Origin of the sequence: Dietzia sp. oral taxon 368 (genome assembly GCF_002999155.1) — a bacterium.
In the GTDB taxonomy this organism is placed as follows: domain Bacteria; phylum Actinomycetota; class Actinomycetes; order Mycobacteriales; family Mycobacteriaceae; genus Dietzia; species Dietzia cinnamea.
The window spans coordinates 1,411,564-1,433,454 of record NZ_CP027238.1; the positions used below are offsets into that span (position 1 = coordinate 1,411,564).

At 69.6% G+C, this 21,891-nt stretch carries 16 protein-coding genes; 8 read left to right on the top strand and 8 right to left on the bottom strand.

Annotated features, from left to right (window positions below; all coding sequences use genetic code 11):
* Positions 1–420: 420 nt before the first annotated feature.
* The 5 genes from C3V38_RS06685 (at position 421) to C3V38_RS06705 (ending at position 9,760) form a co-directional block, all read left to right on the top strand.
* Positions 421–2,802 (top strand): hypothetical protein, encoded by a 2,382-nt coding sequence (locus tag C3V38_RS06685; RefSeq protein WP_129591170.1) that lies wholly within the window; start codon positions 421–423, stop codon positions 2,800–2,802.
* A 25-nt stretch (positions 2,803–2,827) separates the two neighbouring features.
* On the top strand, positions 2,828–4,783 hold the full coding sequence (locus tag C3V38_RS06690; RefSeq protein ID WP_106385348.1) for an Ig-like domain repeat protein: 1,956 nt from the start codon (positions 2,828–2,830) through the stop codon (positions 4,781–4,783).
* A 413-nt stretch (positions 4,784–5,196) separates the two neighbouring features.
* Positions 5,197–6,783, top strand: a complete 1,587-nt coding sequence (locus C3V38_RS06695; protein ID WP_070720232.1) for a Re/Si-specific NAD(P)(+) transhydrogenase subunit alpha — start codon at positions 5,197–5,199, stop codon at positions 6,781–6,783.
* 4 nt (positions 6,784–6,787) lie between these two features.
* Complete coding sequence (gene pntB / locus C3V38_RS06700) at positions 6,788–8,209, top strand: Re/Si-specific NAD(P)(+) transhydrogenase subunit beta (protein ID WP_070720227.1); 1,422 nt, start codon at positions 6,788–6,790, stop codon at positions 8,207–8,209.
* A gap of 93 nt (positions 8,210–8,302) precedes the next feature.
* Positions 8,303–9,760: an NAD-dependent succinate-semialdehyde dehydrogenase gene (locus tag C3V38_RS06705; RefSeq protein ID WP_106385349.1), complete on the top strand. Its 1,458-nt coding sequence runs from the start codon at positions 8,303–8,305 to the stop codon at positions 9,758–9,760.
* A 115-nt stretch (positions 9,761–9,875) separates the two neighbouring features.
* On the opposite strand, the gene C3V38_RS06710 is transcribed toward C3V38_RS06705, so the two are convergent.
* From C3V38_RS06710 to C3V38_RS06730, 5 genes are all read right to left on the bottom strand, one after another.
* A complete protein-coding gene (locus tag C3V38_RS06710) occupies positions 9,876–10,841 on the bottom strand; it encodes a TIGR03885 family FMN-dependent LLM class oxidoreductase (RefSeq protein WP_007633170.1) in 966 nt (321 codons plus the stop codon).
* A 3-nt stretch (positions 10,842–10,844) separates the two neighbouring features.
* Positions 10,845–12,695, bottom strand: a complete 1,851-nt coding sequence (locus tag C3V38_RS06715) for a glycoside hydrolase family 15 protein (RefSeq protein WP_106385350.1) — start codon at positions 12,693–12,695, stop codon at positions 10,845–10,847.
* Position 12,696: 1 nt separating this feature from the next.
* Positions 12,697–13,560 carry an SDR family oxidoreductase gene (locus tag C3V38_RS06720; protein WP_254426145.1) on the bottom strand — a complete coding sequence of 288 codons (864 nt, stop codon included), beginning with the start codon at positions 13,558–13,560 and terminating at the stop codon, positions 12,697–12,699.
* Positions 13,561–13,686: 126 nt separating this feature from the next.
* On the bottom strand, positions 13,687–14,163 hold the full coding sequence (locus C3V38_RS06725; protein WP_106385352.1) for a hypothetical protein: 477 nt from the start codon (positions 14,161–14,163) through the stop codon (positions 13,687–13,689).
* Between the two features lie 51 nt (positions 14,164–14,214).
* Positions 14,215–15,489, bottom strand: coding sequence for an acyl-CoA dehydrogenase family protein (locus C3V38_RS06730; RefSeq protein ID WP_106385353.1), 1,275 nt, complete (start codon positions 15,487–15,489; stop codon positions 14,215–14,217).
* A gap of 132 nt (positions 15,490–15,621) precedes the next feature.
* On the opposite strand from C3V38_RS06730, the gene C3V38_RS06735 reads away from it, so the two are divergent.
* The gene (locus C3V38_RS06735) at positions 15,622–16,566 is read left to right on the top strand and encodes a TIGR03620 family F420-dependent LLM class oxidoreductase (RefSeq protein WP_106385354.1); all 945 of its coding nucleotides are present in this window, start codon (positions 15,622–15,624) and stop codon (positions 16,564–16,566) included.
* 91 nt (positions 16,567–16,657) lie between these two features.
* Here C3V38_RS06735 and C3V38_RS06740 read toward each other — a convergent pair whose 3' ends face one another.
* On the bottom strand, positions 16,658–17,230 hold the full coding sequence (locus C3V38_RS06740; protein ID WP_106385355.1) for a hypothetical protein: 573 nt from the start codon (positions 17,228–17,230) through the stop codon (positions 16,658–16,660).
* 117 nt (positions 17,231–17,347) lie between these two features.
* Between C3V38_RS06740 and C3V38_RS06745 the strand changes: the two genes are divergently transcribed.
* Together C3V38_RS06745 and C3V38_RS06750 are read left to right on the top strand one after the other, a co-directional pair.
* Complete coding sequence (locus tag C3V38_RS06745) at positions 17,348–18,802, top strand: MFS transporter (RefSeq protein ID WP_106385356.1); 1,455 nt, start codon at positions 17,348–17,350, stop codon at positions 18,800–18,802.
* 169 nt (positions 18,803–18,971) lie between these two features.
* Positions 18,972–19,946 (top strand): IS481 family transposase, encoded by a 975-nt coding sequence (locus C3V38_RS06750; protein WP_106385357.1) that lies wholly within the window; start codon positions 18,972–18,974, stop codon positions 19,944–19,946.
* Here the strand turns inward: C3V38_RS06750 and C3V38_RS06755 are convergent.
* A complete protein-coding gene (locus C3V38_RS06755) occupies positions 19,943–20,827 on the bottom strand; it encodes an alpha/beta fold hydrolase (RefSeq protein ID WP_106385358.1) in 885 nt (294 codons plus the stop codon). The genes C3V38_RS06750 and C3V38_RS06755 overlap by 4 nt on opposite strands.
* Complete coding sequence (locus tag C3V38_RS06760) at positions 20,814–21,269, bottom strand: polyketide cyclase (protein WP_106385359.1); 456 nt, start codon at positions 21,267–21,269, stop codon at positions 20,814–20,816. The genes C3V38_RS06755 and C3V38_RS06760 overlap by 14 nt, the downstream gene beginning before the upstream one ends.
* Positions 21,270–21,891 lie beyond the last annotated feature (622 nt).

Here is a 21,891-nt window from a genome sequence, read left to right on the forward strand (position 1 = left end):
GGTGAGATGCGAACGATCGAGAACGTTGATCCCGCCCGGGCTCGGGCAGGCACCGTGGTTCATCGACCGCGGTGACCGGACCCATCTTAGCGGGACTATTATTTTAGTAAACCCTTACTTCTCAGATCTCGGCCCAAGGGCTGACTGCTCCCAGCCGCCACACGAGAAGCTACGCGCGGTCGAGCAGTAGGGCCGAGAATCCAGCAGACGACCACCACTCGACCGGCCGGTTAACAACTGGCCAACACAGTTCGATCCTGAGGCGGCCATACCGCGGCGGAGTATGCAGGTTAGGGCGGGCGCAGAAAACCAGTGTGCTAAGCCCCTTGCGCGCCTGAGAATGGTCTATATAGTTCATGAAGGTAACCTGCCGCGCGCCCAACCCCCTCGGGCGTCCCCTTCCAGCTCTGAAGGAAACTCATGCGCCGCGCACTCGCGTGGTTGTCCGCCGTCGTCGTCACACTCGGGGTTGCCACCGTTCCGTCGGTTGCCACCGCTCAGACGACCCGCACAACCACTTCATTCGGCACCACTTGTTCCATCAATGCGCCGATTGTCGGGCAGATGGATATGTCACCCCAGAACCCGGTGCAGATCCACGTGACCTCACCGGAATCTGTCGAAATCGGTGAGCGGTTCGATGTGACGTTCGAAATCGACCCGATCAGCGTGTCACTGGACTCGATACCCGGTGGAATCAGTCTGCAGCAGGCGTCGCGCCTCAAGCTCGATCTTCAGCGTCCTGCTGGCACCCGTCTCGTCGGTCACCGGTTCACCGGCGGAAACATAGACATCTCGAACGCCCAGGTCATTACGGTCAACGAAAACGGCGCACCGGACGTGAACGGAAACGTGCTGCGACTCACCGACAACGGCCACCACACCGTCGGCAACGGCGGCAACGTCGCGACGAACAACCACAGAGGCCTCGGAATGGACCTCCGTGGTGCCACCTCGCTGGATTTCGAGTTCCCGCGGGTCACACTTACCTTCGAGGCCGAGCGGGCGGGCCGGGCCGACATCGGGGTCCGGACCCAGGGCCAGGCGGCCAGCTACGGCTCCAATCCGGCCAGCTTCCTGACAGCCCTCGCGTCCGCGTCGGTCCCGCTTCTCGGTGCGCAGTGGGTCCCGGCGTACTGCAGTCCGCGGGTGTCGGCCTCGGCGCCGATCAGTCCCGCAGCTGCGGCAATGAAATCGGTTACCATTCGGGGACTTCCCACGTCGGCGACCCTGGAGGGGCCCGATACCGTCTTCCTGCGGACGCCGGCCGAGTTCGTCGCCACTGTCGATCCTCGGATCGCGGGCGAGGTCACCTTCGTCAACGGTGCCGAGCGGGTGACCGCTCCGGTGAACACCGGGACGGGCGAGGCTCGCGCCGAGCTGACGTTTAACAACCCCCAGCCGGCTCATGTCATCGCGACGTTTACACCCACCAACGCGCGCTACGCGCCCGCGCGCACCGAACTCCTGGTGACACCGGAACGTCTGGCCGCGGTGATGACCATGGAGGCCCCCGGGGTGACGAACGCGTTCACCCGCACGTCGGTCTCTGTCGACCTGCCCGCCGAGGCACGCGGAACGGTGACGTTCAGCGGCGGTGGCCAGGAGCGGACCGTCGACGTACGTGACGGCCGGGCCGCCACGAGCCTGACGTTCACCAACCCAGGGGAGACCGAAGTGACGGCGGTGTACGCCCCGTCCGCCGCGTCCCCGTACGGGACCGCAACGGCTACGTCGATGATCCTCGTGGAGGAGAGCACAGCTACCACCCTCGTTCTGAACGGGCTGGACGAGCCGGGATATGTCGCCGAACCCGTGATACTCGAGGCGGTCGTCAACCCGGCCGAGGGCACGGAGAACCCGCGCGGCCGTGTGGAGTTCTCCGCCGGGCAACAGTCGAGCGTCGTTGACGTGGTCGATGGACGGGCCGTCGCCGAGTTCACCTTCGGCCGGGAGGGTGCCGTCGAGGTAACCGCTACCTACCATCCCTCAGGCAGCGGTCAGAACCTGGCCAGCGACGCCGGGACCCTGCAGATCGTCGACGCGGTTGCGACCGATTCCCAGCTCGTCGGTCTGACGTCGGCGGAGCCTGGCCGCGCCACCCCATACACGATCGTCGTGAACCCGGCGGGCGCTTCCGGTACGGCCACCGTGCGTATCGACGGCCGCGTCGTGGGCACCGACATCCCGGTCATCGATGGTGAAGGGCAGGTCAGTCTGACGTTCCCGCCGTCGACGAACTCCGATCGCACCGTCACGGTGGACTTCACCCCGACCGACGCTCGAGTCCTGCGCCCGCACACGTCCCAGCACGTCGTGCAGGTCGCGGCGGCCCCGGTCAACGAGGACGCGCTCACGATGACCATCGCCGGCCCCGAGTCGGTGGTGCCGGGCGAGACGAACCGGATCCGCGTCGAGGTGAGCCCCGAGAACCCGGAGCTGGCCGCCACGACACTCAACGGCTACCTGACCGCCACCAACAACGGTGTCGCGGTGGTGGGTGCGGACGAGCAGCCGGTCCGGATCCCCGTGGTCCGGGGCATCGCCGACATGGACGTGGTCTGGACGAGCGGCTACCCGGCCTCCAAGTTCCTGCAGTTCACCTACCACTCGGCGGACGGTGCCGAACGACTCAGTGAAGCGATCACCGTCACCGTCGTCGGCGCTGGGGACGGCACCGACACCGTGGTGCTGAGAACGGCCGCAGCCGGAGGTCCCGGCGCACCAGCCGAAAGCGGCGAACTCAGCCTCGGCTCCCTCTCCGGTGGCGGCGGCAGCCTTTCCACCACCTTCGGTAGCTGACGGCTAGAAAAGGACTCAAGAGATCATGTTTCGCAAACTCATCGTCGCCCTCGCGGCGCTAGCCCTGGTGGTGGGCCTGGCGCCTGTCGCGTCAGCTCAGACTGGAACCACAAACATCGATGACTTCCGGTTCGATGTCTCACTGGACTCCGGGCAGAGCGCGCTTCGTCCCGGGGGACACGTCCGCTTCAACATCTCGGCCACTAATACCCGATCGGGCCTGCCGCTAATCGACAACCGTGTCATCAATACGTATGGATTGACCGTGCCCGACGGGTTTACCCTGCACGGTAGCGGCGGCACTGACTTCATCGAGGTCGGTAACCACGATCAAGGTCCTAACTACTGGGGCGGGAAACCGAGAAACTTCGCGTATCAGACGGTGCAGCCGGGAGCTTCCCGCTCTGGCTGGCTGACACTCAACATCCCTGCGAACGCGCAAGGCGGCACCGAATTCCGGTTCGGGGTTCGAGCTCATCTCGGCACCGGCGGTAGCTGGAAACCCACCCGGGACAACGTCGTTAGATTCACGCTGCCCGCGGTGGGAACCCGCACGACCGTGATGGCTGATCCGGTCAATGTCCAGGAGGGTGGTTCCACCACTCTGACCGCCGCCGTCTCGCCGGTCCACGGCACCAACACCGTCGACAGTGGCGAGGTCGAATTCCGCGTGAACGGAACGGCGCTCGGCCGGGTCCCGCTCGAGGCGGACGGCCGGGCGAGTATTCCCCACACCGTGCCGTTGCTTGCAGACCGCACTCCCGTGCCTCAGCAGGTGACCGCGCACTTCCTTGGTCTGAGCCCACGATTCGCCTCGTCGCAGTCGCCGGTTACCACCATCACGGTGCAGCCGGAACCGAAGACCGAGATCACCAGCACGATCGGCGTCGAGCTCACTCGGGGGCTGATCGAAGACGGACGGTTGCCGGTCAACCTGGGGATCACCGTTAATACCAGCGACGGACTCGACCTACCTGCAGGCGCCCGGGTCGAGGTGCTACGCAACGGCACCGTCATCGGCACGGCAGAGGTCGACGGGGTCACCGCCACGTTCACTGACATGGTCGATGCCGTCGTCACCGAAGCGACCGCCTACACGTACACCGTCCGGATGCCTGAGATCGACGGGTACGACACCATCCACCGCGGGACGACGTCCGACCCGGTGCGGGTGACGCTCGCTCCCGAGTTCGTACCGGCCCTCACGGTCTCGGTCGACCCGACGACAGTGCTCATCGGTCGCCCGGTCGACATCACCGCCACGATGGACATCGACGACGCCCCCGTGCCGGCCGGCGCGGACGTGATCATCCGGGTCAACGGTCGCGACATCGGAACGGTCCAGACGGACGCCAACGGCAACGCACTTCTCCCCGATCACGTCTTCACCACCGCCGGCGAGAAGTCGATCGTCGCGGTGTTCGAGGGCGGCGAGGTCGACGGCACGGCGTATGAGCCGAGCACGTCCGCCCCGGTTCTGCTCACCGTCGACGCGCTGCCGGAGGTCGACAGCGGCACGGTCATCGAGCTGCAGACCGAGGCGACGGCCGGCGACGAGGTGGCCCTCACCGCATTCGTCTCGCGGGCCGACGGAGCGGATCTGTCCGACGAGGCGGTCGCCGATCTCGGCTCGGTGTGGTTCTTCCAGGACGGCCAGGCCGTCGGGTCCGCGCCGGTCACGGTCGATCCCGACACCGGCATCGCAACGGCGGTGTTCACACACCGCTTCGCCGAGCGTGGCGAGTACCGGATGACCGCTGAGTACTCGGGCGTCACGGTGGGCGAGGAGATCATCTCCCCGTCAGAGACGACCGCGGCCACGATCATCACGGTCTCCCCGACCGAGCTCGTCATCGAGGAGCCCGGGCCACCTCCGACTGACGGCGGCGGAGAGGGGGCCCTGGGCTCCCTGGACCTGGGCAGCGTGATGGACCTCATGGGAGACTCCGGCAGCCTGGGTTCGCTCAGCGCGGCCAGCTGACAGCCCGCTCGGCGAAAGCGGCCCGTCCCCGATGGGGCGGGCCGCTTCCGCGTCCGCGGCCGCCATTGCGCGAAGAGCCAGAAATCCTGATCACATCATTTCTACGCGGTGCACGGCGTGAAGTAAGCTTTCGCAAAGTCTTCTCGACCGTTGAGGCACCACCCCGCCCCGGTGTGAAGGCGTTGCCGTAGCGGCGGGCGAAGCAGGGGCCACAAACTCTTCGCGGTGCTTCGTGAACTCGATTCCGGATCGTTGTCGAGGGACCCACTGCCCTGACCGGGCGGGGCTACACGGAGAATGACCAGAACTCTGGTGCCCACCACCCGAACCGCCGCCCGGCGCACATGCGTCGGCTCGAACACAACGTTGTAAAAGGATGCCCTATGGCCTCGAGTCTTGAAGAGATCCCTGAGATGACCCCGGAGACCGAAGTCGGAGAAACCGTGGAGGCGTCGTCGGTGATCGGTGTCGTCGCGGAGTCCGACCCGGCAGAGAACCGTGTCGCCGCGACGCCCGCCACCGTGGCCAAGCTGATCGGCCTCGGTTACCGGGTCGTCGTGGAGCGCGGTGCCGGAACCCGCGCCGAGTTCGCCGATGCCGCCTATGTCGAGTCCGGCGCGGAGCTGGTCGACGGTGACAGGGCGTGGTCGGCCGACGTGGTGATGAAGGTGGCCGTGCCCACCGAGGCCGAGGTCGCCAGACTGCGGTCCGGGGCCACGCTGGTGGGTCTGCTGGCGCCGGCGCAGAACGAACGACTGCTGACCGTGCTGGCCGAGCGCGGAGTCACCGCGCTGGCCATGGACGCGGTGCCTCGAATCTCTCGCGCCCAGTCCATGGACGTGCTGTCCTCGATGGCCAACATCGCCGGATACCGCGCCGTGATCGAGGCCGCCCACCACTTCGGCCGGTTCTTCACCGGGCAGGTCACGGCTGCGGGCAAGGTCCCGCCGGCCAAGGTCCTGGTGGCCGGTGCCGGGGTGGCCGGACTGGCCGCGATCGGTGCGGCCTCGAGCCTGGGCGCGATCGTGCGCGCGACCGATCCGCGGCCCGAGGTCGCCGACCAGGTGGCGTCGATCGGTGGCGAGTACCTGCCGGTCGAGGTGCCCGACGAGGAGAAGGTCGTCTCGACCGACGGCTACGCCAAGGCCACGAGCGAGGCCTACGACCGCGCGGCCGCCAAGCTTTACACCGATCAGGCCGCTGAGGTCGACATCATCATCACCACCGCGCTGATCCCGGGCCGTAAGGCGCCGCGGCTCATCACCGCCGCGGACATCGCGGCCATGAAGCGCGGTTCGGTCATCGTCGACATGGCCGCGGCGCAGGGCGGCAACGTCGAGGGAAGCGTGGCCGACGAGGTCGTCGTCACTGACAACGGCGTGACTATCATCGGCTACACCGACCTGGCCGGCCGTCTGCCCGCGCAGGCCTCGCAGCTGTACGGCACGAACCTGGTCAACCTCACCAAGCTCGTCACCCCGGACAAGGACGGCGGTTGGGCGCTGGACATGGACGACGTCGTCCAGCGGGGCGTCACCGTCACCAAGGGCGGCGAGATCATGTGGCCCCCGCCGCCGGTGCAGGTCAGTGCCGCACCCGCCGCTGCGGCGGCCTCCGCGCCGGCCGAGCCCGCGCAGGAGAAGAAGAAGCTCTCGCCCGCCGCGAAGCTGGGCATGATCGCCGTGGGCATGGCGCTGCTCCTGCTCCTGACGGCAGCCGCGCCGGGTGACATCGCCCGGCACATCACGGTGTTCGTGTTGGCGATCGTCATCGGCTACTACGTCATCGGCAACGTCCACCACGCACTGCACACCCCGCTGATGTCGGTCACCAACGCGATCTCGGGCGTGATCGTGGTCGGCGCGCTGCTGCAGATCGGGATCGACAACACCCTCGGCCTGATCCTGGCCGTGGTGGCGATCCTGTTCGCCTCCATCAACGTCTTCGGCGGCTTCGCCGTGACCCGTCGCATGCTCGCGATGTTCTCGAAGGGAGCCTGAGAAGATGTCGATCGACTCCGCCGCCAATGCGGCCTACCTGATCGCGGCGCTGCTGTTCATCCTGTCGCTGGCGGGACTGTCCAAGCACGAGACCGCCCGCCGGGGGCTGACCTTCGGCATCTCCGGCATGGCGTTGGCGCTCATCGCCACCGTCGCCCTGGTCCTGGACCACCAGCCCCCGACCCTGGGCATCGTCCTCATGGTCGGTGCGGTGGCCATCGGTGCCGCCGTCGGGCTGTGGCGTTCGCGCAGTGTGCAGATGACCGAGATGCCCGAGCTCATCGCGCTGCTGCACTCGTTCGTCGGTCTGGCCGCCGTCCTGGTCGGCTGGAACGGCTACCTCGAGCCCGACCTGCACGGTGAGCTCACCGGCTCGCTGCTGGGTATCCACCACGCCGAGGTGTTCATCGGCGTGTTCATCGGCGCCGTCACCTTCACCGGTTCGATCGTGGCCTACCTCAAGCTGTCGGCCAAGATGAAGTCCGCGCCGCTGGTGCTGCCCGGCAAGAACCTCATCAACCTCGGCATCCTCGTGGCGTTCGTCGTCCTCACCGTGTGGTTCGTCATCAGCCCCGCCCTGTGGATGCTCATCGTCGTCACCGTCCTGGCCCTGGCGCTGGGCTGGCACCTCGTCGCCTCCATCGGCGGCGGCGACATGCCCGTGGTGGTGTCGATGCTCAACTCGTACTCGGGCTGGGCCGCTGCGGCGACCGGCTTCCTGCTGGGCAACGACCTGCTCATCGTCACCGGTGCGCTCGTCGGCTCCTCGGGTGCCTACCTGTCGTACATCATGTGCAAGGCCATGAACCGCTCGTTCTTCTCCGTCATCATGGGCGGCTTCGGCATCGAGGCCGCCTCCGGCGAGGGCAAGGACCACGGGGAGCACACCGAGATCGACGTCGCCGGCGTGGCCGAGATGCTCGCCGGCGCCTCCTCGGTCATCATCGCCCCGGGCTACGGCATGGCCGTCGCCCAGGCCCAGTACCCGGTCGCCGACCTGACCCGCACGCTGCGCGAGCGTGGCGTCGACGTGCGCTTCGCCGTTCACCCGGTGGCCGGTCGCCTGCCCGGGCACATGAACGTGCTGCTGGCCGAGGCCAAGGTGCCGTACGACATCGTGCTCGAGCTCGACGAGATCAACGACGACTTCGCCGACACCGACGTCGTCCTGGTCATCGGTGCCAACGACACCGTCAACCCGGACGCCGCCGAGGATCCGGGCAGCCCGATCGCCGGGATGCCCGTGCTCCACGTGTGGGAGGCCGAGAACGTCATCGTGTTCAAGCGGTCCATGGCCGCCGGGTACGCCGGCGTGCAGAACCCGCTGTTCTTCCGCGAGAACACCCAGATGCTGTTCGGCGACGCCAAGGACCGCGTCGGCGACATCCTGAACGCGGTCAAGGACCAGCAGGGCGCAGGCGTCTGAGTCCGCACCTCGCAGGTCCCGCTCGGGCCCGGAACCGGTGGAATTCCCGCCGGTTCCGGGCCCGTGCCCGTTCGGGCGGGTAGAAGTGGGACCATGAGCGCCGCACCCGATACCGCGTACCCGGACACCCGCCTGTTCATCGACGACCAGTGGACCGACGCCGCCGACGGTCGCACCATCGACGTGCTCAATCCGGCCGACGGCCAGGTGATCGGCACGGTCGCCCACGCCTCCGTCACCGACCTCGACCGGGCCCTCGCGGCCGCCGAGCGCGGCTTCGAGGTGTGGCGTGACACGACCCCCGCCAAGCGGAGCACGATCATGCGCGCCGCCGCGCAGCTGGTGCGCGACCGGGTCGAGGCGATCGCCCGCAACCTGACCCTCGAGCAGGGCAAGCCGCTCCGCGAGGCCAGGGGCGAGATCCTCGCGGCCGCCGACATCATCGACTGGTTCGCCGAAGAGGGGTTCCGCGTCTACGGGCGTCTCGTGCCCCACCGCACGGACATCACGATCCGTCAGATGGTCGTCAAGGACCCGGTCGGCCCGGTGGCGGCGTTCACCCCGTGGAACTTCCCGGTCAACCAGGTGGTCCGCAAGATCGCGGCCGGTCTGGCGGCCGGGTGTTCGCTGATCGTCAAGGCCCCCGAGGAGACGCCGGCCAGCCCGGCGGAGCTCATCCGCGCGTTCGCCGACGCGGGGCTGCCGGCCGGGGTGCTGGGCCTGGTCTACGGCGACCCCGCCGAGATCTCCGGCTACCTCATCCCGCACCCGGTGATCCGCAAGGTCACCTTCACCGGATCCACCGCGGTCGGCAAGCAGTTGGCGGCCCTGGCCGGGCAGCACATGAAGCGCAGTTCCATGGAACTCGGCGGCCACGCCCCGGTGATCGTGTGCGACGACGCCGACCTCGAGCTCGTGCTCAAGACGATGGGGCCGATGACGTTCCGCAACGCCGGCCAGGTGTGCATCTCCCCGACACGGTTCCTCGTGCAGAACGGCGTCCGCGACGAGTTCGCCCGCGCGCTGGTCGGGCATGCCGACGCGATCCGGGTGGGCAGCGGGTTGGAGGACGACACGACCATGGGCCCGCTGGCCAACGACCGCCGGCTCGCGGCGATGGGTGAGTTCCACGCTGACGCCGTGGACCGCGGCGCGCAGGTGCTCACCGGTGGCCACAGGATCGGCGAGGCGGGCAACTACTGGGCGCCCACCGTGTTCGACGAGGTGCCGACCGAGGCCCGCCTCTTCAACGACGAGCCGTTCGGTCCCGTGGCGGGGATCCGGGGGTTCGACCGGCTCGACGAGGCCATCGCCGAGGCGAACCGGCTGCCGTATGGCCTGGCCGGCTACGCGTTCACCGGCTCGCTGGCGAACGCGGACCTGCTGACCCGGCGGGTCGAGGTGGGGATGCTGTGGGTCAACATGCCGTCCATGCCGTCCGCCGAGCTCCCGTTCGGCGGGATCAAGGACTCGGGGTACGGCTCGGAGGGTGGGTCCGAGGCCATGGAGTGCTACCTCAACACCCGCGCGGTCGCGATCCGCAACGTCTAGAGAGCGACCGGAACCGCGCCGCCGGCGCGCCGGTGGTGGGCGGGTCCCCTGGTCGCGTGGGAAAGGGGACGACGACGAGGCGTTCAGTCGCCCGACGGCAGTGCGTCTGCGGGTTTCACGTGGAACTGTGGAGGGCGGGCAGGAGTTCCCGCTCGGCGAGCTCGAGGAACGGCGCCTGGTCCCGCGCGACGTGATGGAGGTAGATCCGCTCGAAGCCCAGCTCCTCGAATTCGCGAAGCCGCCCGACGAGGTCGTCGACGGAGTCGGTGACGATCACGGCCTCGGAGATCTTCTCGTCGGGCAGGTACCGCCCGGCGAGGTCGAGCTCCTCCGGAGTGGCCAGGTCGGCGTCGAGGGGCGCGTCGATCGCGTTGTTGCGCCACTGATCGCGGGCGAGGTCGCGGGCCTGACCGATCGTGTCGGCGATCGAGATGTGGACCTGCAGGGCGAGCGGCCCCCGCCCGCCGGCACCGCGGTAGGCGCGCACGATCCCGGCCACGGTCTCGAGGTCGGCGTTGACGGTGATGAGACCGTCCGCCCAGGCGGCGGCCCGCTCGGCGGTGGCCGGGGTGAGCGCAGGCCCGAGGAGGGGTGGCGGGGTGTCGGGCAGGGAGTGGACGCGCGCCCGGTCGACCTCTACGAGTCCACGGTGGGTGACCTCCTCGCCGGCGTGCAGACGGCGGACCACGTCCACGCACTCCTCGAGCCGCGCCTGACGGAGGTCCTTGGCGGGCCACGCATCGCCCGTGATGTGCTCGTTCATGTTCTGGCCGCTGCCCAGGGCCAGCCAGAAGCGCCCGGGGAACATCTGCGCCAGGGTCGCCGACGCCTGCGCGACCACCGCGGGGTGGTAGCGCTGCCCGGGCGCGCACACGGTGCCCAACTCGAGGTCGGTGGTGGCCAGCGCGGCGCCCAGCCAGGACCAGGCGAAGCCCGAATGGCCCTGACGGACCGACCACGGCGCGAAGTGGTCGGAGCACATCGCCATGCGGAACCCCGCCCGCTCGGCCCGCTGCACGTCGGCGAGGAGTCGACCGGGCGAGATCTGTTCGTGCGAGGCGTGGAATCCGTAGTCGGGCATCGCTCAGTCCTCCTTCTGCTCGGCTCCGGGTGCGGAGCGGGCGCCGCGTGCGGCGTCGATCGCGTCCGCGGCGCGGATCAGTCCCATGTGGCTGAACGCCTGGGGGAAGTTACCCGCCTGACGTCCGGTGTCCGGGTCGTACTCCTCGGCGAACAGGCCGAGGTCGCTCGCGCGGGCCAGCACCTCGCCCATGAGCTTCTCGGCGTCGGCGAGCCGCCCGCTGCAGGCGTACTGCTCGACCAGCCAGAACGTGCACATCACGAACGGGTACTCGGTGCCGCCGACCCCGTCCATGCCGCTGGCGGTCCGGTAGCGGTTGACCAGACCGAACCCGCTGACCAGGTCCTTCTCGATCTTGGCGACCGTGCCCAGCATGCGGGGGTCGTCGAAGGCCAGATAACCCGTGTGGGGAAGCTGGAGCAGGGACGCGTCGACCTCGTCGTTGTCATAGGTCTGGGTGTAGCTGCCCAGCTCCGGATCGAACCCGTGGGCCTCGATCTCCTCGGCCAGCCGGGCGCGCAGTTCCCGCCAGCGTCCGACGTCACCGTCGAGGCCGAACTCCTCGACCGCCTTGATCCCGCGGTCGAAGGCGGCCCACATCATGACGCGGCCGTGCGTGAAGTGGTGGGTGTCGCCGCGCATCTCCCAGATGCCGTGGTCCTCGCGGTCGAAGTTCGCCTCGGCGTAGTCCAGCAGGCTCCTCTGCAGCCCCCAGGTGTACTCGTTCTCGTCCACACCCGCCGCGCGCAGCTCGTGCAGGGCGATCATCACCTCGCCCACGACGTCCGCCTGGTACTGATCGGCGGCCCCGTTGCCGATGCGCACCGGGCGCGAGTCCTCGTACCCGGACAGGTGGCCGAGCTCCTCTTCGCGCAGTTGCCGTTCGCCCGAGAGCCCGTACATGATCCGGACGTCCTGGGCGTCACCGGCGACCGCGCGCAGGAGCCAGTCGCGCCACAGGGTCGCGCCCCGGGTGAGCCCGTGCGCCACCACGACCTCGATGGTGAACGCGGCGTCGCGCAGCCAGGTGTAGCGGTAGTCCCAGTTGCGGCCGCCGCCGAACTCCTCCGGAAGCGACGTGGTGGGGGCGGCCACGATGCCGCCGGTGTCGAGGTTCGTCAGTGCGCGCAACACCAGCAGGGACTGGACGACCTCCTCCCGGTAGGGGCCGTCCACTGACAGCTGGTCGGCCCACTCGCGCCACATGCCGACCGTCGCGTCGAGGGCCTGCTCGGTGTCCGGCGGGGCGGGCGGGTCCTGGTGCGAGGGGAACCACGTCAGGTCCCATGCGGCGATCTCGCCGGCGGTCAGGGCGAATCTGCCCTCCAGTCGAGTGGCCCGTTGTCCGCCGGTGGCGGTGCCGACCTCGGCGTCCGGGCACGTCAGCATCGGGCCGCTCACGAGGATGGCGTCCGGGCCGGCCAGGGCGAGCAGCGCCCGCTCGCCGCCGTCGAGCGTGACCTCCCGGGTCCACGGCGTCGCGCGGGCGTAGTCGAATCGCAGCCGCAGGTCGTGCTCCACCTCGATCTCACCCTCGAGGCACTCGACGCGGCGGACGAGGTCACCCTGATCGGTGCTGCGCGGCAGGAAGTCGGTCACCCGGGCGATGCCGCGCGGACCGCGCCACGTCGTCTCCACGACGAAGGTCAGCGGCAGGTAGCGCCGCTCGATCACCTCGGCGTCGACGGCCGACAGCCGCCACCGGCCGTCCTCGGGCCCGCCGAGCAGCGCGGTGAACATGGCCGGGGAGTCGAACCGGGGCAGGCAGAGCCAGTCGATGCTGCCGTCGCGCGAGACGAGCGCGCCGGTCCGGAGGTCGGACAGAAGGGCGTACTCCTCGAGGGGGGTCGACATGTCAGAAGATGGGCTTGCCGCCCGTCACCCCCAGTACCGTCCCGGAGACGAAGCTGGCGTCGGAGGGTGACGCGAGGAAGACGTACGCGCCCGCGCACTCGCCGGGCTGACCGGCGCGGCCGAGCGGTGTGTCGCCGCCGAACTCCTCGATTTTCTCCGGGTCCTGGGTCGCCGGCTGTAGGGGCGTCCAGATGGGCCCGGGAGCGACGGCGTTGACACGGATCCCGCGTTCGCCCAGCTCAATGGCCAGGTTGACGGTGAGGTTGTTGAGCGCGGCCTTGGTCGCGGCGTAGTCCACCAGCGGCGGCGCCGGCTGGTAGGCCTGGATGGACGTCGTGTTGATGATCGACGACCCGCGGCCGAGGAACTGCAGCGCCTCCTGGCTGGCCCAGATGGTCGCGTAGAGGTTGGTCTTCATCACCCGGTCGAGATTCTCCGAGTCGATGGTCTCCAGCCCGTCGCCGCGGGCGTGCTGGTAGGCGGCGTTGTTGACGAGGACGTCGAGTCCACCCAGCTGTTCGGCGGCGTCACGCACGACCTTCCGGCACTGCGCCTCGTCCTGCAGGTCCGCCGGCAGCAGGACCGCGCGGCGTCCGGCCTTCTCGATCCACTCGGCGGTCTCCTCGGCGTCCGGCTGCTCGACGGGCAGGTAGGAGATCGCCACGTCGGCACCCTCGCGGGCGAAGGCGATCGCGGCGGCCCGCCCGATCCCCGAGTCCCCGCCGGTGATGAGCGTCTTGAGACCCTCGAGTCGGCCGGACCCGCGATAGCTGTGCTCGCCGTGGTCGGGCCGTGGGTCCATCCGGGACGTCAGCCCGGGCGGCTCCTGCTCCTGGGCGGGGAACCCGCCGGAGTCGTTGACCATCTGCTGCGCATTGTCTGCGATGTGGCTCGTGGTACCCATGTCCCGAACGTAACGAAGTCCGCGCGGCCTGCACACCGGTCGAACCGCCAGGGCGGTCGGTGCGGGCGGCCGGCTCCCGCGGCGCGTCTAGTTCTGCTTGAGTACGCCGGTGCACTTCACGCGCAGTTCCTCCAACTCGCGGGCGTGCTGCTCGGCCCGGTCGAAGAGGTTCTGCAGCGTCGGCCTCGGCAGGCGTGGGTCCTCGATCTCCAGCAGTGCCCGGAAGCCCATCTTTTTGCCGGTCACCGCCAGGGTGAGCGCCTCGAGTTCGACCAGGTCGCTGAGCGGCGACCGGTCGGCGATGCGGCGGTTGGGCTTGAGCTGGCCGAGCTTCTCGGATGTCTTGGCGGGCAGGTCCTTGAGGAGCGACGGCGACGTTCCCGCCAGCGTCATGAGCTCCTCGAGGGCCTTGAGATCCTCGACGGTCTCGTCGCCGATCCGGCTCACGACCTCTCGGACGTGGGGGTCGTTGTGGTCCTCGGCGACGCGCCGGAACAGGTCGATCCCGGCGGCGGCACCGGCGTGGTGGTCCTGCATGTAGGTGTGCAACATCTCGGTGGCCATGATATGACGGTACGAGTCCGGGCGCGCACGGCAACCGGAACGACACGGCTCTCAGCGCGCGAGCAGCCCCTTGGCTATATGCGTCACCTGGATCTCGTTGCTGCCGGCGTAGATCATGAGCGACTTGGCATCACGCGCGAGTTGCTCGACCCGGTACTCGGCCATGTAGCCGTTGCCGCCGAACAACTGCACGGCCTCCATGGCGACCTCGGTGGCGGCCTCGGAGGAGTACAGCTTCATCGCCGACGCCTCGGCGAGCGACAGCGGCTTGCCGGCGCGGGCGCGTTCGATGGAGGTGAAGACCATGTTCTGCACGTTCATCCGCGCGACCTCCATCTTCGCCAGCTTGAGCTGGATGAGCTGGAACCGGCCGATCTCCTGGCCCCATAGCGTCCGCTCCCGCGAGTAGTCGATGCACAGCCGGCGGCACTCCTCGATGATCCCGAGCGCCATGGTCGCCACCCCGATCCGCTCGGCGGTGAAGCTCGACCGCGCGGACTCCTTCCCGTCGCCGCCGCGACCGGTCTCGGACCCGCCGAGCAGGCGGTCCCGGCCGAGGCGCACGTCGTCGAAGAACAGCTCGCCGGTGGGGGAGCTGTGCAGGCCCATTTTCTTGAACGGCGGGCCCTGGGTGAGCCCGTCCATGCCCTTGTCGAGGACGAACGTGAGGACCTTGCGGTCGCGCGGGCCCACCGCCGGATCGCCCTCGTCGAGCTTGGCGTAGACGATCATCACGTCGGCGTACGGGCCGTTGGTGATGAACGTCTTGCGGCCGTTGAGGATGTAGTCGTCGCCGTCGCGCCGCACGTAGGTGCGCATCCCGCCGAAGGCGTCCGAGCCCGAGTCCGGCTCGGTGATGGCCCAGGACGCCACCTTCTCCATGGTCATGATCCCCGGCAGCCAGCGCTCCTTCTGCGCGAGCGTGCCGCGGGACGCGATCGTGGTGGCGCCCAACCCGAGGCTCACGCCGAGCGCCGAGACGAGCCCCATGCAGGCCCCGGCCAGTTCGCTGATCACCACCGCCATCATGGAATCGCGGCCACTGAGGGCGTCGCCGGAGCCGCCCTCCTCGTCGTCGTCGTCGTCCTTCCCGCCGTCTCCACGCGGCGCGTCACCGGACGCCCGCGCCCGCTCCTTCGCGAGCATCTTCTCCACGCTGTCGCGCGACATGGCGTCGATCCCGAACTCGGCGAAGAGCTTCCGGATGATCGGGTACGGCGTGATCTCACCGCTCTCCAGGGCGTCCAGGTTCGGACGGATCTCCTTGGCGATGAAGCCGCGCACGGCGTCGCGGATCATCAGGTCGGTCTCGGACCACTCGAACATCGGCGTCTCATCTCCTCGGTCTCGGGCGCGCCGCGCGTGCGCTGCAACACGTTGCAGCTCAGTGTGTCGTGGAACGGTCTCGGCGATGCGGGTCTGCGGAGAACGGCCGCCGGCGTCGGGCACACTCGTGCCATGACTCCTCTCCGGGACAGCGCATCCCACCCCGCAGGCCGCGAGCAGCTCGGGCGGGTCGGTCTGTGGACCGGCTCGCTCGAGGGTGTCCCGGTCGCGCGGATCCCCGACGTGCTCGGCGAGGTCGAAGACCAGGGGTGGGGCACGCTGTGGTTCGGCGAGGCCGTCGGACGCGAGGCGTTCACTGCGGCCCAGCTGTACCTCGGTTCCTCGCGAAGACTGGTGTTCGGCACCGGCATAGCCAACATCTACGGCCGAGACGCCTCCGCCGCGGGTGCGGCGGCCCGCACGATCGAGGCGCTGCACCCGGGGCGCTTCGTGCTGGGGCTCGGCGTCTCGCACGCGCCGCTGGTCGAGCGGTACCGCGGCCACAACTACGGTCGGCCGCTGGCGGCGATGCGTGAGTACCTCGACGCCCTCGACCGGACCCGGCCGCTCGCGGCGGGCGAGGAGGCCATGCCGCCGGTCGTGCTCGCCGCCCTCGGGCCGAAGATGCTGGGGCTGTCGCGCGACCGGACCGCCGGCGCGCATCCCTACCTCACGCTGCCCGAGCACACCGCGCAGGCGCGGGAGATCCTCGGCGGGACCGGTGAGGAGGGGCCGGCGCTGATCGTGGAACACGCCGCGGTGCTCGCCGAGGGAGTGGAGGACGACGACGAGGTGTGGCGGTCGCGCGCGCACGAGCACCTCAACGTCTATACAGGCCTGCCCAACTACCGGAACTCCTGGACCCGCCAGGGCTTCGACGAGTCCGACTACGTGCGCGGGGGCAGCGACCGCCTCAAGCAGGCCCTTGTCACCCGCGGGCTGGAGGCCACGCGGGCGCGCGTGCAGGAGCACCTCGACGCCGGCGCCTCCACGGTGCTGGTCCAGGTGCTGGGGGAGAACATGCTGGTCCCGCCGGTGGCGGACTGGCGGATCGCCGCCGGGGGCCTGCTGGGTTGAGGTCGCGGGTCGGTGGCTGAGCTCCTCGTCGTCGTCGTCCTTCTCCTACCGGTGACCCCTACCGGTGACCCCTGCCGGTGACTCCTGCCGGTCACCCGGGCCAGGCCGCGGTCTCCACGACGACGGGCCCGGCCACCGCGCCGCCGGTGGTGGTGAGCCGGTACTCGACGGGCCCGGACCCGGTGCTGATGATCGCCTCGTACGGGTGGGCGATCGGGTCGGGCACGCCGGTGGAGATGCGCGGGTGCGGGATGTGCGCGACCTTCTGCCCGCTTTCGCCGGACCTGAGATTGCGCCACGAGAGGGTGGCGGTCAGATCGCACGGGCCGACCCCGACCACGGCGAACGCCCAGCTCACGCTCGACGAACCCGGATAACCGTTGCCGTTGAGGGTCGTCGACACAGCACCGGCACATAAGCCCGTGGGGCTGCCGCCGACCGCGACGAGACGGTTGGCGGCGGGGAGGACCTGCGGGACGGCATCGGCGGACCCGGGGCCGAGTGAGCCCAGGGTGACGGGACCGGGTGCGGCGGACGCCTGGGCGCCCGCGATCGCCGGTGCGGAGACGGTGGCGGTCACCGCGAGGGCGGTGGCGGCGAGTGCGGTGGTCGCGGAGACGACGGACCGGCGGGCGACCCGCCGGGAGATGCCGGTGGTGTTCATCTTCTGATGGTGTCACCGGGCGGGCGGGTGGACAAGAGTGACGCGGGGCCGGGCGGCACGAGAACGTGTTCACACCTGTCTGTAATGTCCGGACGGAGGGTTGAGGAAGGACACGGGATGACTGCACCAGCGCGCGGCGGGGACGCCGGCCGGTCGGACGAGAACGGCCTCATCGCGGTCCTGGCGTTCGCCGGGATCGTCATGTCGCTCAGTCAGACGCTGGTGATCCCGCTGCTGGGGATGCTGCCGGCGATCCTCAACACGTCAGCGGTCAACGCGTCCTGGGTCGTCACCATCACGCTGCTCGCCGGCGCGGTGGCGGGGCCGGTCATGGGCCGGCTGGGCGATCTCTACCCCAAGAAGTTCGTCCTCATCGGCTGCACCGCCGTCATGGTCGTCGGCTCGGTGCTGTGCGCGCTGGCCGGGTCGCTGTGGCCGATGCTCATCGGGCGCGCGCTCCAGGGCGTGGGCATCGGTGTCATCCCGATCGGCATCGCGACCATGCGTGAGGTCCTGCCCGCCGGCCGGCTCGCGCCGGCGATCAGCCTGATGAGTTCCTCGCTCGGTGTGGGCGGTGCGCTGGGCCTGCCTGCGGCTGCAGCGCTGGCGCAGTACGGCTCGTGGCAGTGGATGTTCTGGGGCTCCGGAGCCCTGGGCGTGGCGATCATGGCGCTGATGGCGGTCAGGCTCCGCGTCATGCCGGCCGCCAAACCCGACGGCACGCTCGACCTCATCGGTGCGCTGGGGCTGGCGACCGCTCTGATCTGCCTGCTGCTCGCGGTGTCCAAGGGCGCTGACTGGGGCTGGGGCTCTCCGCTCACTCTGGGACTGTTCGCCGCGGCGATCGTGGCCCTGCTCGCGTGGGCGGTGTGGGTCCTGCGGCACCCGTCGCCGATCGTCAACCTGCGCGTCGCCGCACGACGACCCGTGCTGATGACCAACATCGCGTCGGTGACAGTAGGCATGGGCCTGTACGCGCAGCTGCTGATCATGCCGCAGATCCTGCAGTTGCCGGCGGCGACCGGTCACGGGCTCGGCCAGTCCATGGTGGCGATGGGCCTGTGGAGCGCGCCGGGTGGCCTGGCGATGATGGCGGTGTCCCCGCTCAGCGGACGGCTCATCAGCACCCGCGGACCCAAGATCACGCTCATCCTCGGATCCCTGGTGATCGCGGCCGGCTACGCGTCGGGACTGTTCCTCATGGGATCCACCTGGGGCGTGATGATCGTCGGCATCATCGTCTCGGGTGGTGTGGGGCTCGCCTACGGCGCGATGCCCGCGTTGATCATGGCGTCCGTACCGACCTCGGAGATGGGCTCGGCCAACAGCGTGAACACGCTCATGCGGTCGATCGGGACCACGACCTCGGCCGCCGTGCTCGGCGTGCTTCTCACGCAGATGTCCTACGACTTCGAGGGTCTGTTCGTCCCCACGGAGACCGGCTTCCGGGTCGGGTTGATGTTCGGCTGCGGTGTGACCTTGCTGGCCGCAGCCGTCGCCGCCACGATCCCGCCGCCGTGGGAGGACGAGGATGCGCCATCGAACGACTCCACGCGGGAGAAGACGGTCTGACGACCCGGCCCGCGCTGGCCTGGAGTGGGCCGGACGCCGTCGGCCCGCGCCGCTAGCTGTACTGACCACGGACGTTGTGTCACTGGTCGGCATGGCGGGCTGACATAAGGAAGACCTCCGTGTGAGGTGTGAAAGCGACAAAGCAACCACACTCACAACGGAGGTCTTCATGTCCCACGGTAACGCCCCGCTGACTCCGACGGGCAGGCTGCGTCTGGCCCGGTGTGTCGTCGAGGACGGCTGGACCCGTGTCCGTGCTGCCGAGCGGTTCAACGTCTCGGTGGGCACCGTGCGCAAGTGGGTCAACCGGTATCGCGAGTACGGCAAGGACGGCATGGTCGATCGCTCCAGCCGGCCCCACCACAGCCCGGGCCGGACACCGCGGCGGCGGGAGCGGCGGGTGATCGGCCTGCGCGTGTCCCGCCGGTGGGGGCCGGCCCGGATTGCCTACCACCTGGGCATGCAGCCCTCGACCGTGCACAAGATCCTGTCCCGCTACGGCTGTCTGCGCCTGTCGTTCACCGACCCGGCCACCGGCGCCCCGGTGCGTGCCGGCAAGCGGCAGGTGCGCCGCTACGAGCACGAGGCACCGGGCGATCTGGTGCACGTGGACATCAAGAAGCTCGGCCGCATCCCCGATGGCGGTGGTCACAAGGTCCTCGGCAGAGCCAAGGGAAAGCGCAACAGCAAGCGTCGAATGGGCTACTGGTACATCCACAACGCTGTCGATGACCACTCGAGGCTGGCTTATAGCGAGCTGCTGGAAGATGAGCGCAAGGAGACCGCGGCCGAGTTCTGGAAGCGGGCCGAGGCCTTCTTCGCCGATGCCGGTATCACCGTGCGCCGGGTCCTGACCGACAACGGCAGCTGCTACCGCTCCCATGCCTTCGCCGACGCCCTCGGAACCGAGGTCACGCACAAGCGCACTCGCCCGTACCGGCCGCAGACCAACGGCAAAGTCGAGCGCTACAACCGCACGATGCTCGAGGAATGGGCCTACGCCGAACCCTATTCCTGCGAAGCCGACCGCGCGGCACGTCTACCGGCCTTCCTGCACCACTACAATTTCCACCGCGGCCACACCGCGCTAAGAGGCGCCTCACCCGCAGACCGCGTACACAACCTGCGTGGACAGTACAGCTAGCCGTCGGCACCCGGCCCGGAGGCGGACCGGACGCGATCCACGATCGCGTCGGCCAGCTCCGCCGGCCGCTCGTCCGGGATCCAGTGGCTGACGCCGTTCATCTCGACGAACCGATAGTCGGCGTCCACGTGCTCGTCGGTCCGCTCGGCGCCACCGCGGCCCAGCGCCGGATCACGGTCGCTCCACACGAACGTCGTGGGGACGCGGACCTTCGCGGTGGCGGCGCCGGGTGCGGCGAACGGCAGGGCCCGGTACCAACCCAGGCCGCCGGGGATCGCGCCGGTGGCGACCATCTCGTCGCGATAGCGCTGGATCATCTCCGGCGTCATGCCCATCCCGGCGAGTGCCTTCTCGGGCCGCGGCCCGGGGGAGCCGAGCACGAGTTCCGGGATCAGCGGCAGCTGGAAGAACCCGATGTACCAGGAGCGCAGCAGCTGGTCGGACCTGACCATCGCCGTGAGGAACGCCGCGGGGTGAGGAACCGAGACGGCGATGAGGCTGCGGACCCGGTCGGGGTGGGCGCCGGCCACACCCCACGCGACCGCAGCGCCCCAGTCGTGGCCCACCACGTGGGCGTCGGCGAGCCCGGCGGCGTCGAGCAGGGCGATCACGTCGCCGACCAGCTCGGGCAGACGGTAAGCGCGCCGAGCGCGGGGCCTGGCGGATTCGCAGTACCCGCGCTGGTCCAGCGCGAGCGTGCGGTAGCCGGCGGCGTGGAGCAGCGGTGTCACGAGGTCCCAGCTGGACGTGCGCTGGGGGAACCCGTGGAGCAGGACGATCGCCTCACCGTCTGCAGGGCCGGAGTCGACGGCACGCAATTCCATGCCGTCGCGGGCGAACCACACGTCCGGTCGTGGGTTGTTCGGATCAGCTGCGGACATATCCCCTCCTGACCGCCCGGTCGAGGATCCCGAGCGTCGCCTTGAGCGCCGATGCGTCCAGCACCGGCAGCACCCCCGAGTCACGCCAGTCCGGGTGCGCGTCGGCCCAGTCGTAGTAGCTCACGACCTCGGTCCGGTCCCCGCCGTCGAGCGGGATGAGGCGGTAGCCGTAGGTGTGGCCGATCGGGGGTTTGATGGTGCCGTCGATGGTCCAGGCGATCTCGGCGTCCGGCTCGAACCGGGTGATGATCACCGTGACGTCGTATTCGCCCATGTCATAGTCACCCAGCGACTCGCGATCCATGTGGACCACGAACCTGTCGCCCTCGGCGGTGACCACCGGCCCCTCCGCCGACTGCAGCATGCCGGAGGAGTCGATGGCCACGTGGCCGTCGGGATCACAGAGCACGGCGAACACCCGGTCCGGGGCCGCCGCGATCACTCGCCGCGCCTCGAGGCGGTACCCGGCGGCCGCACCACCGGCACCTGCACTGGCATCGGTACCTGCCCCAGCACCCGCAATGGCACTCGCACTGGCACCCTCGCTGGCGGCGGCACCCTCGCTGGTGGCGGCCCCGCTTGCGGCGGCGTCCCGAGAGGAGGCGTTGTCGCTCATGGCGGCGACGCTACCCGTGCCCGCCGGGACCCGGGGACGCTTGCACACCGGCCGAGGAGCCTCACGAGGAATCCGCCCCTCGGATTGCGGTACGCCCGCGGAGTTCCGCGAGCGGATCGACTTCCGAGGCGCGAGGCGGGATCGGAGGGGCAGATCGTGCGGCGGAAGCCCGAAATCGTCCGCCGCAGGGCCCCACCTCGCCCGCAACGGAGGCCCGAGAACACCGCGTCGACTGCGGCCGAGCCGCCTCCGCAGCATCGCCGCCTATCGAAGCACGCGCCACCCAAGGGGCCCCATAGGCGGCGCGCAGTCCGATAGGCGGCGTGCGCTTCGATGGGCGGCGTGCGCGCCCGCGGGCCCCGGGCGGCGTGCGAGCCCGTGGGCGCCTGGGCGGCGTGCGAGCCCGCGGGCCCCTACTCGCCGCCCAGCCCCGCGCCACCGGAGCGGG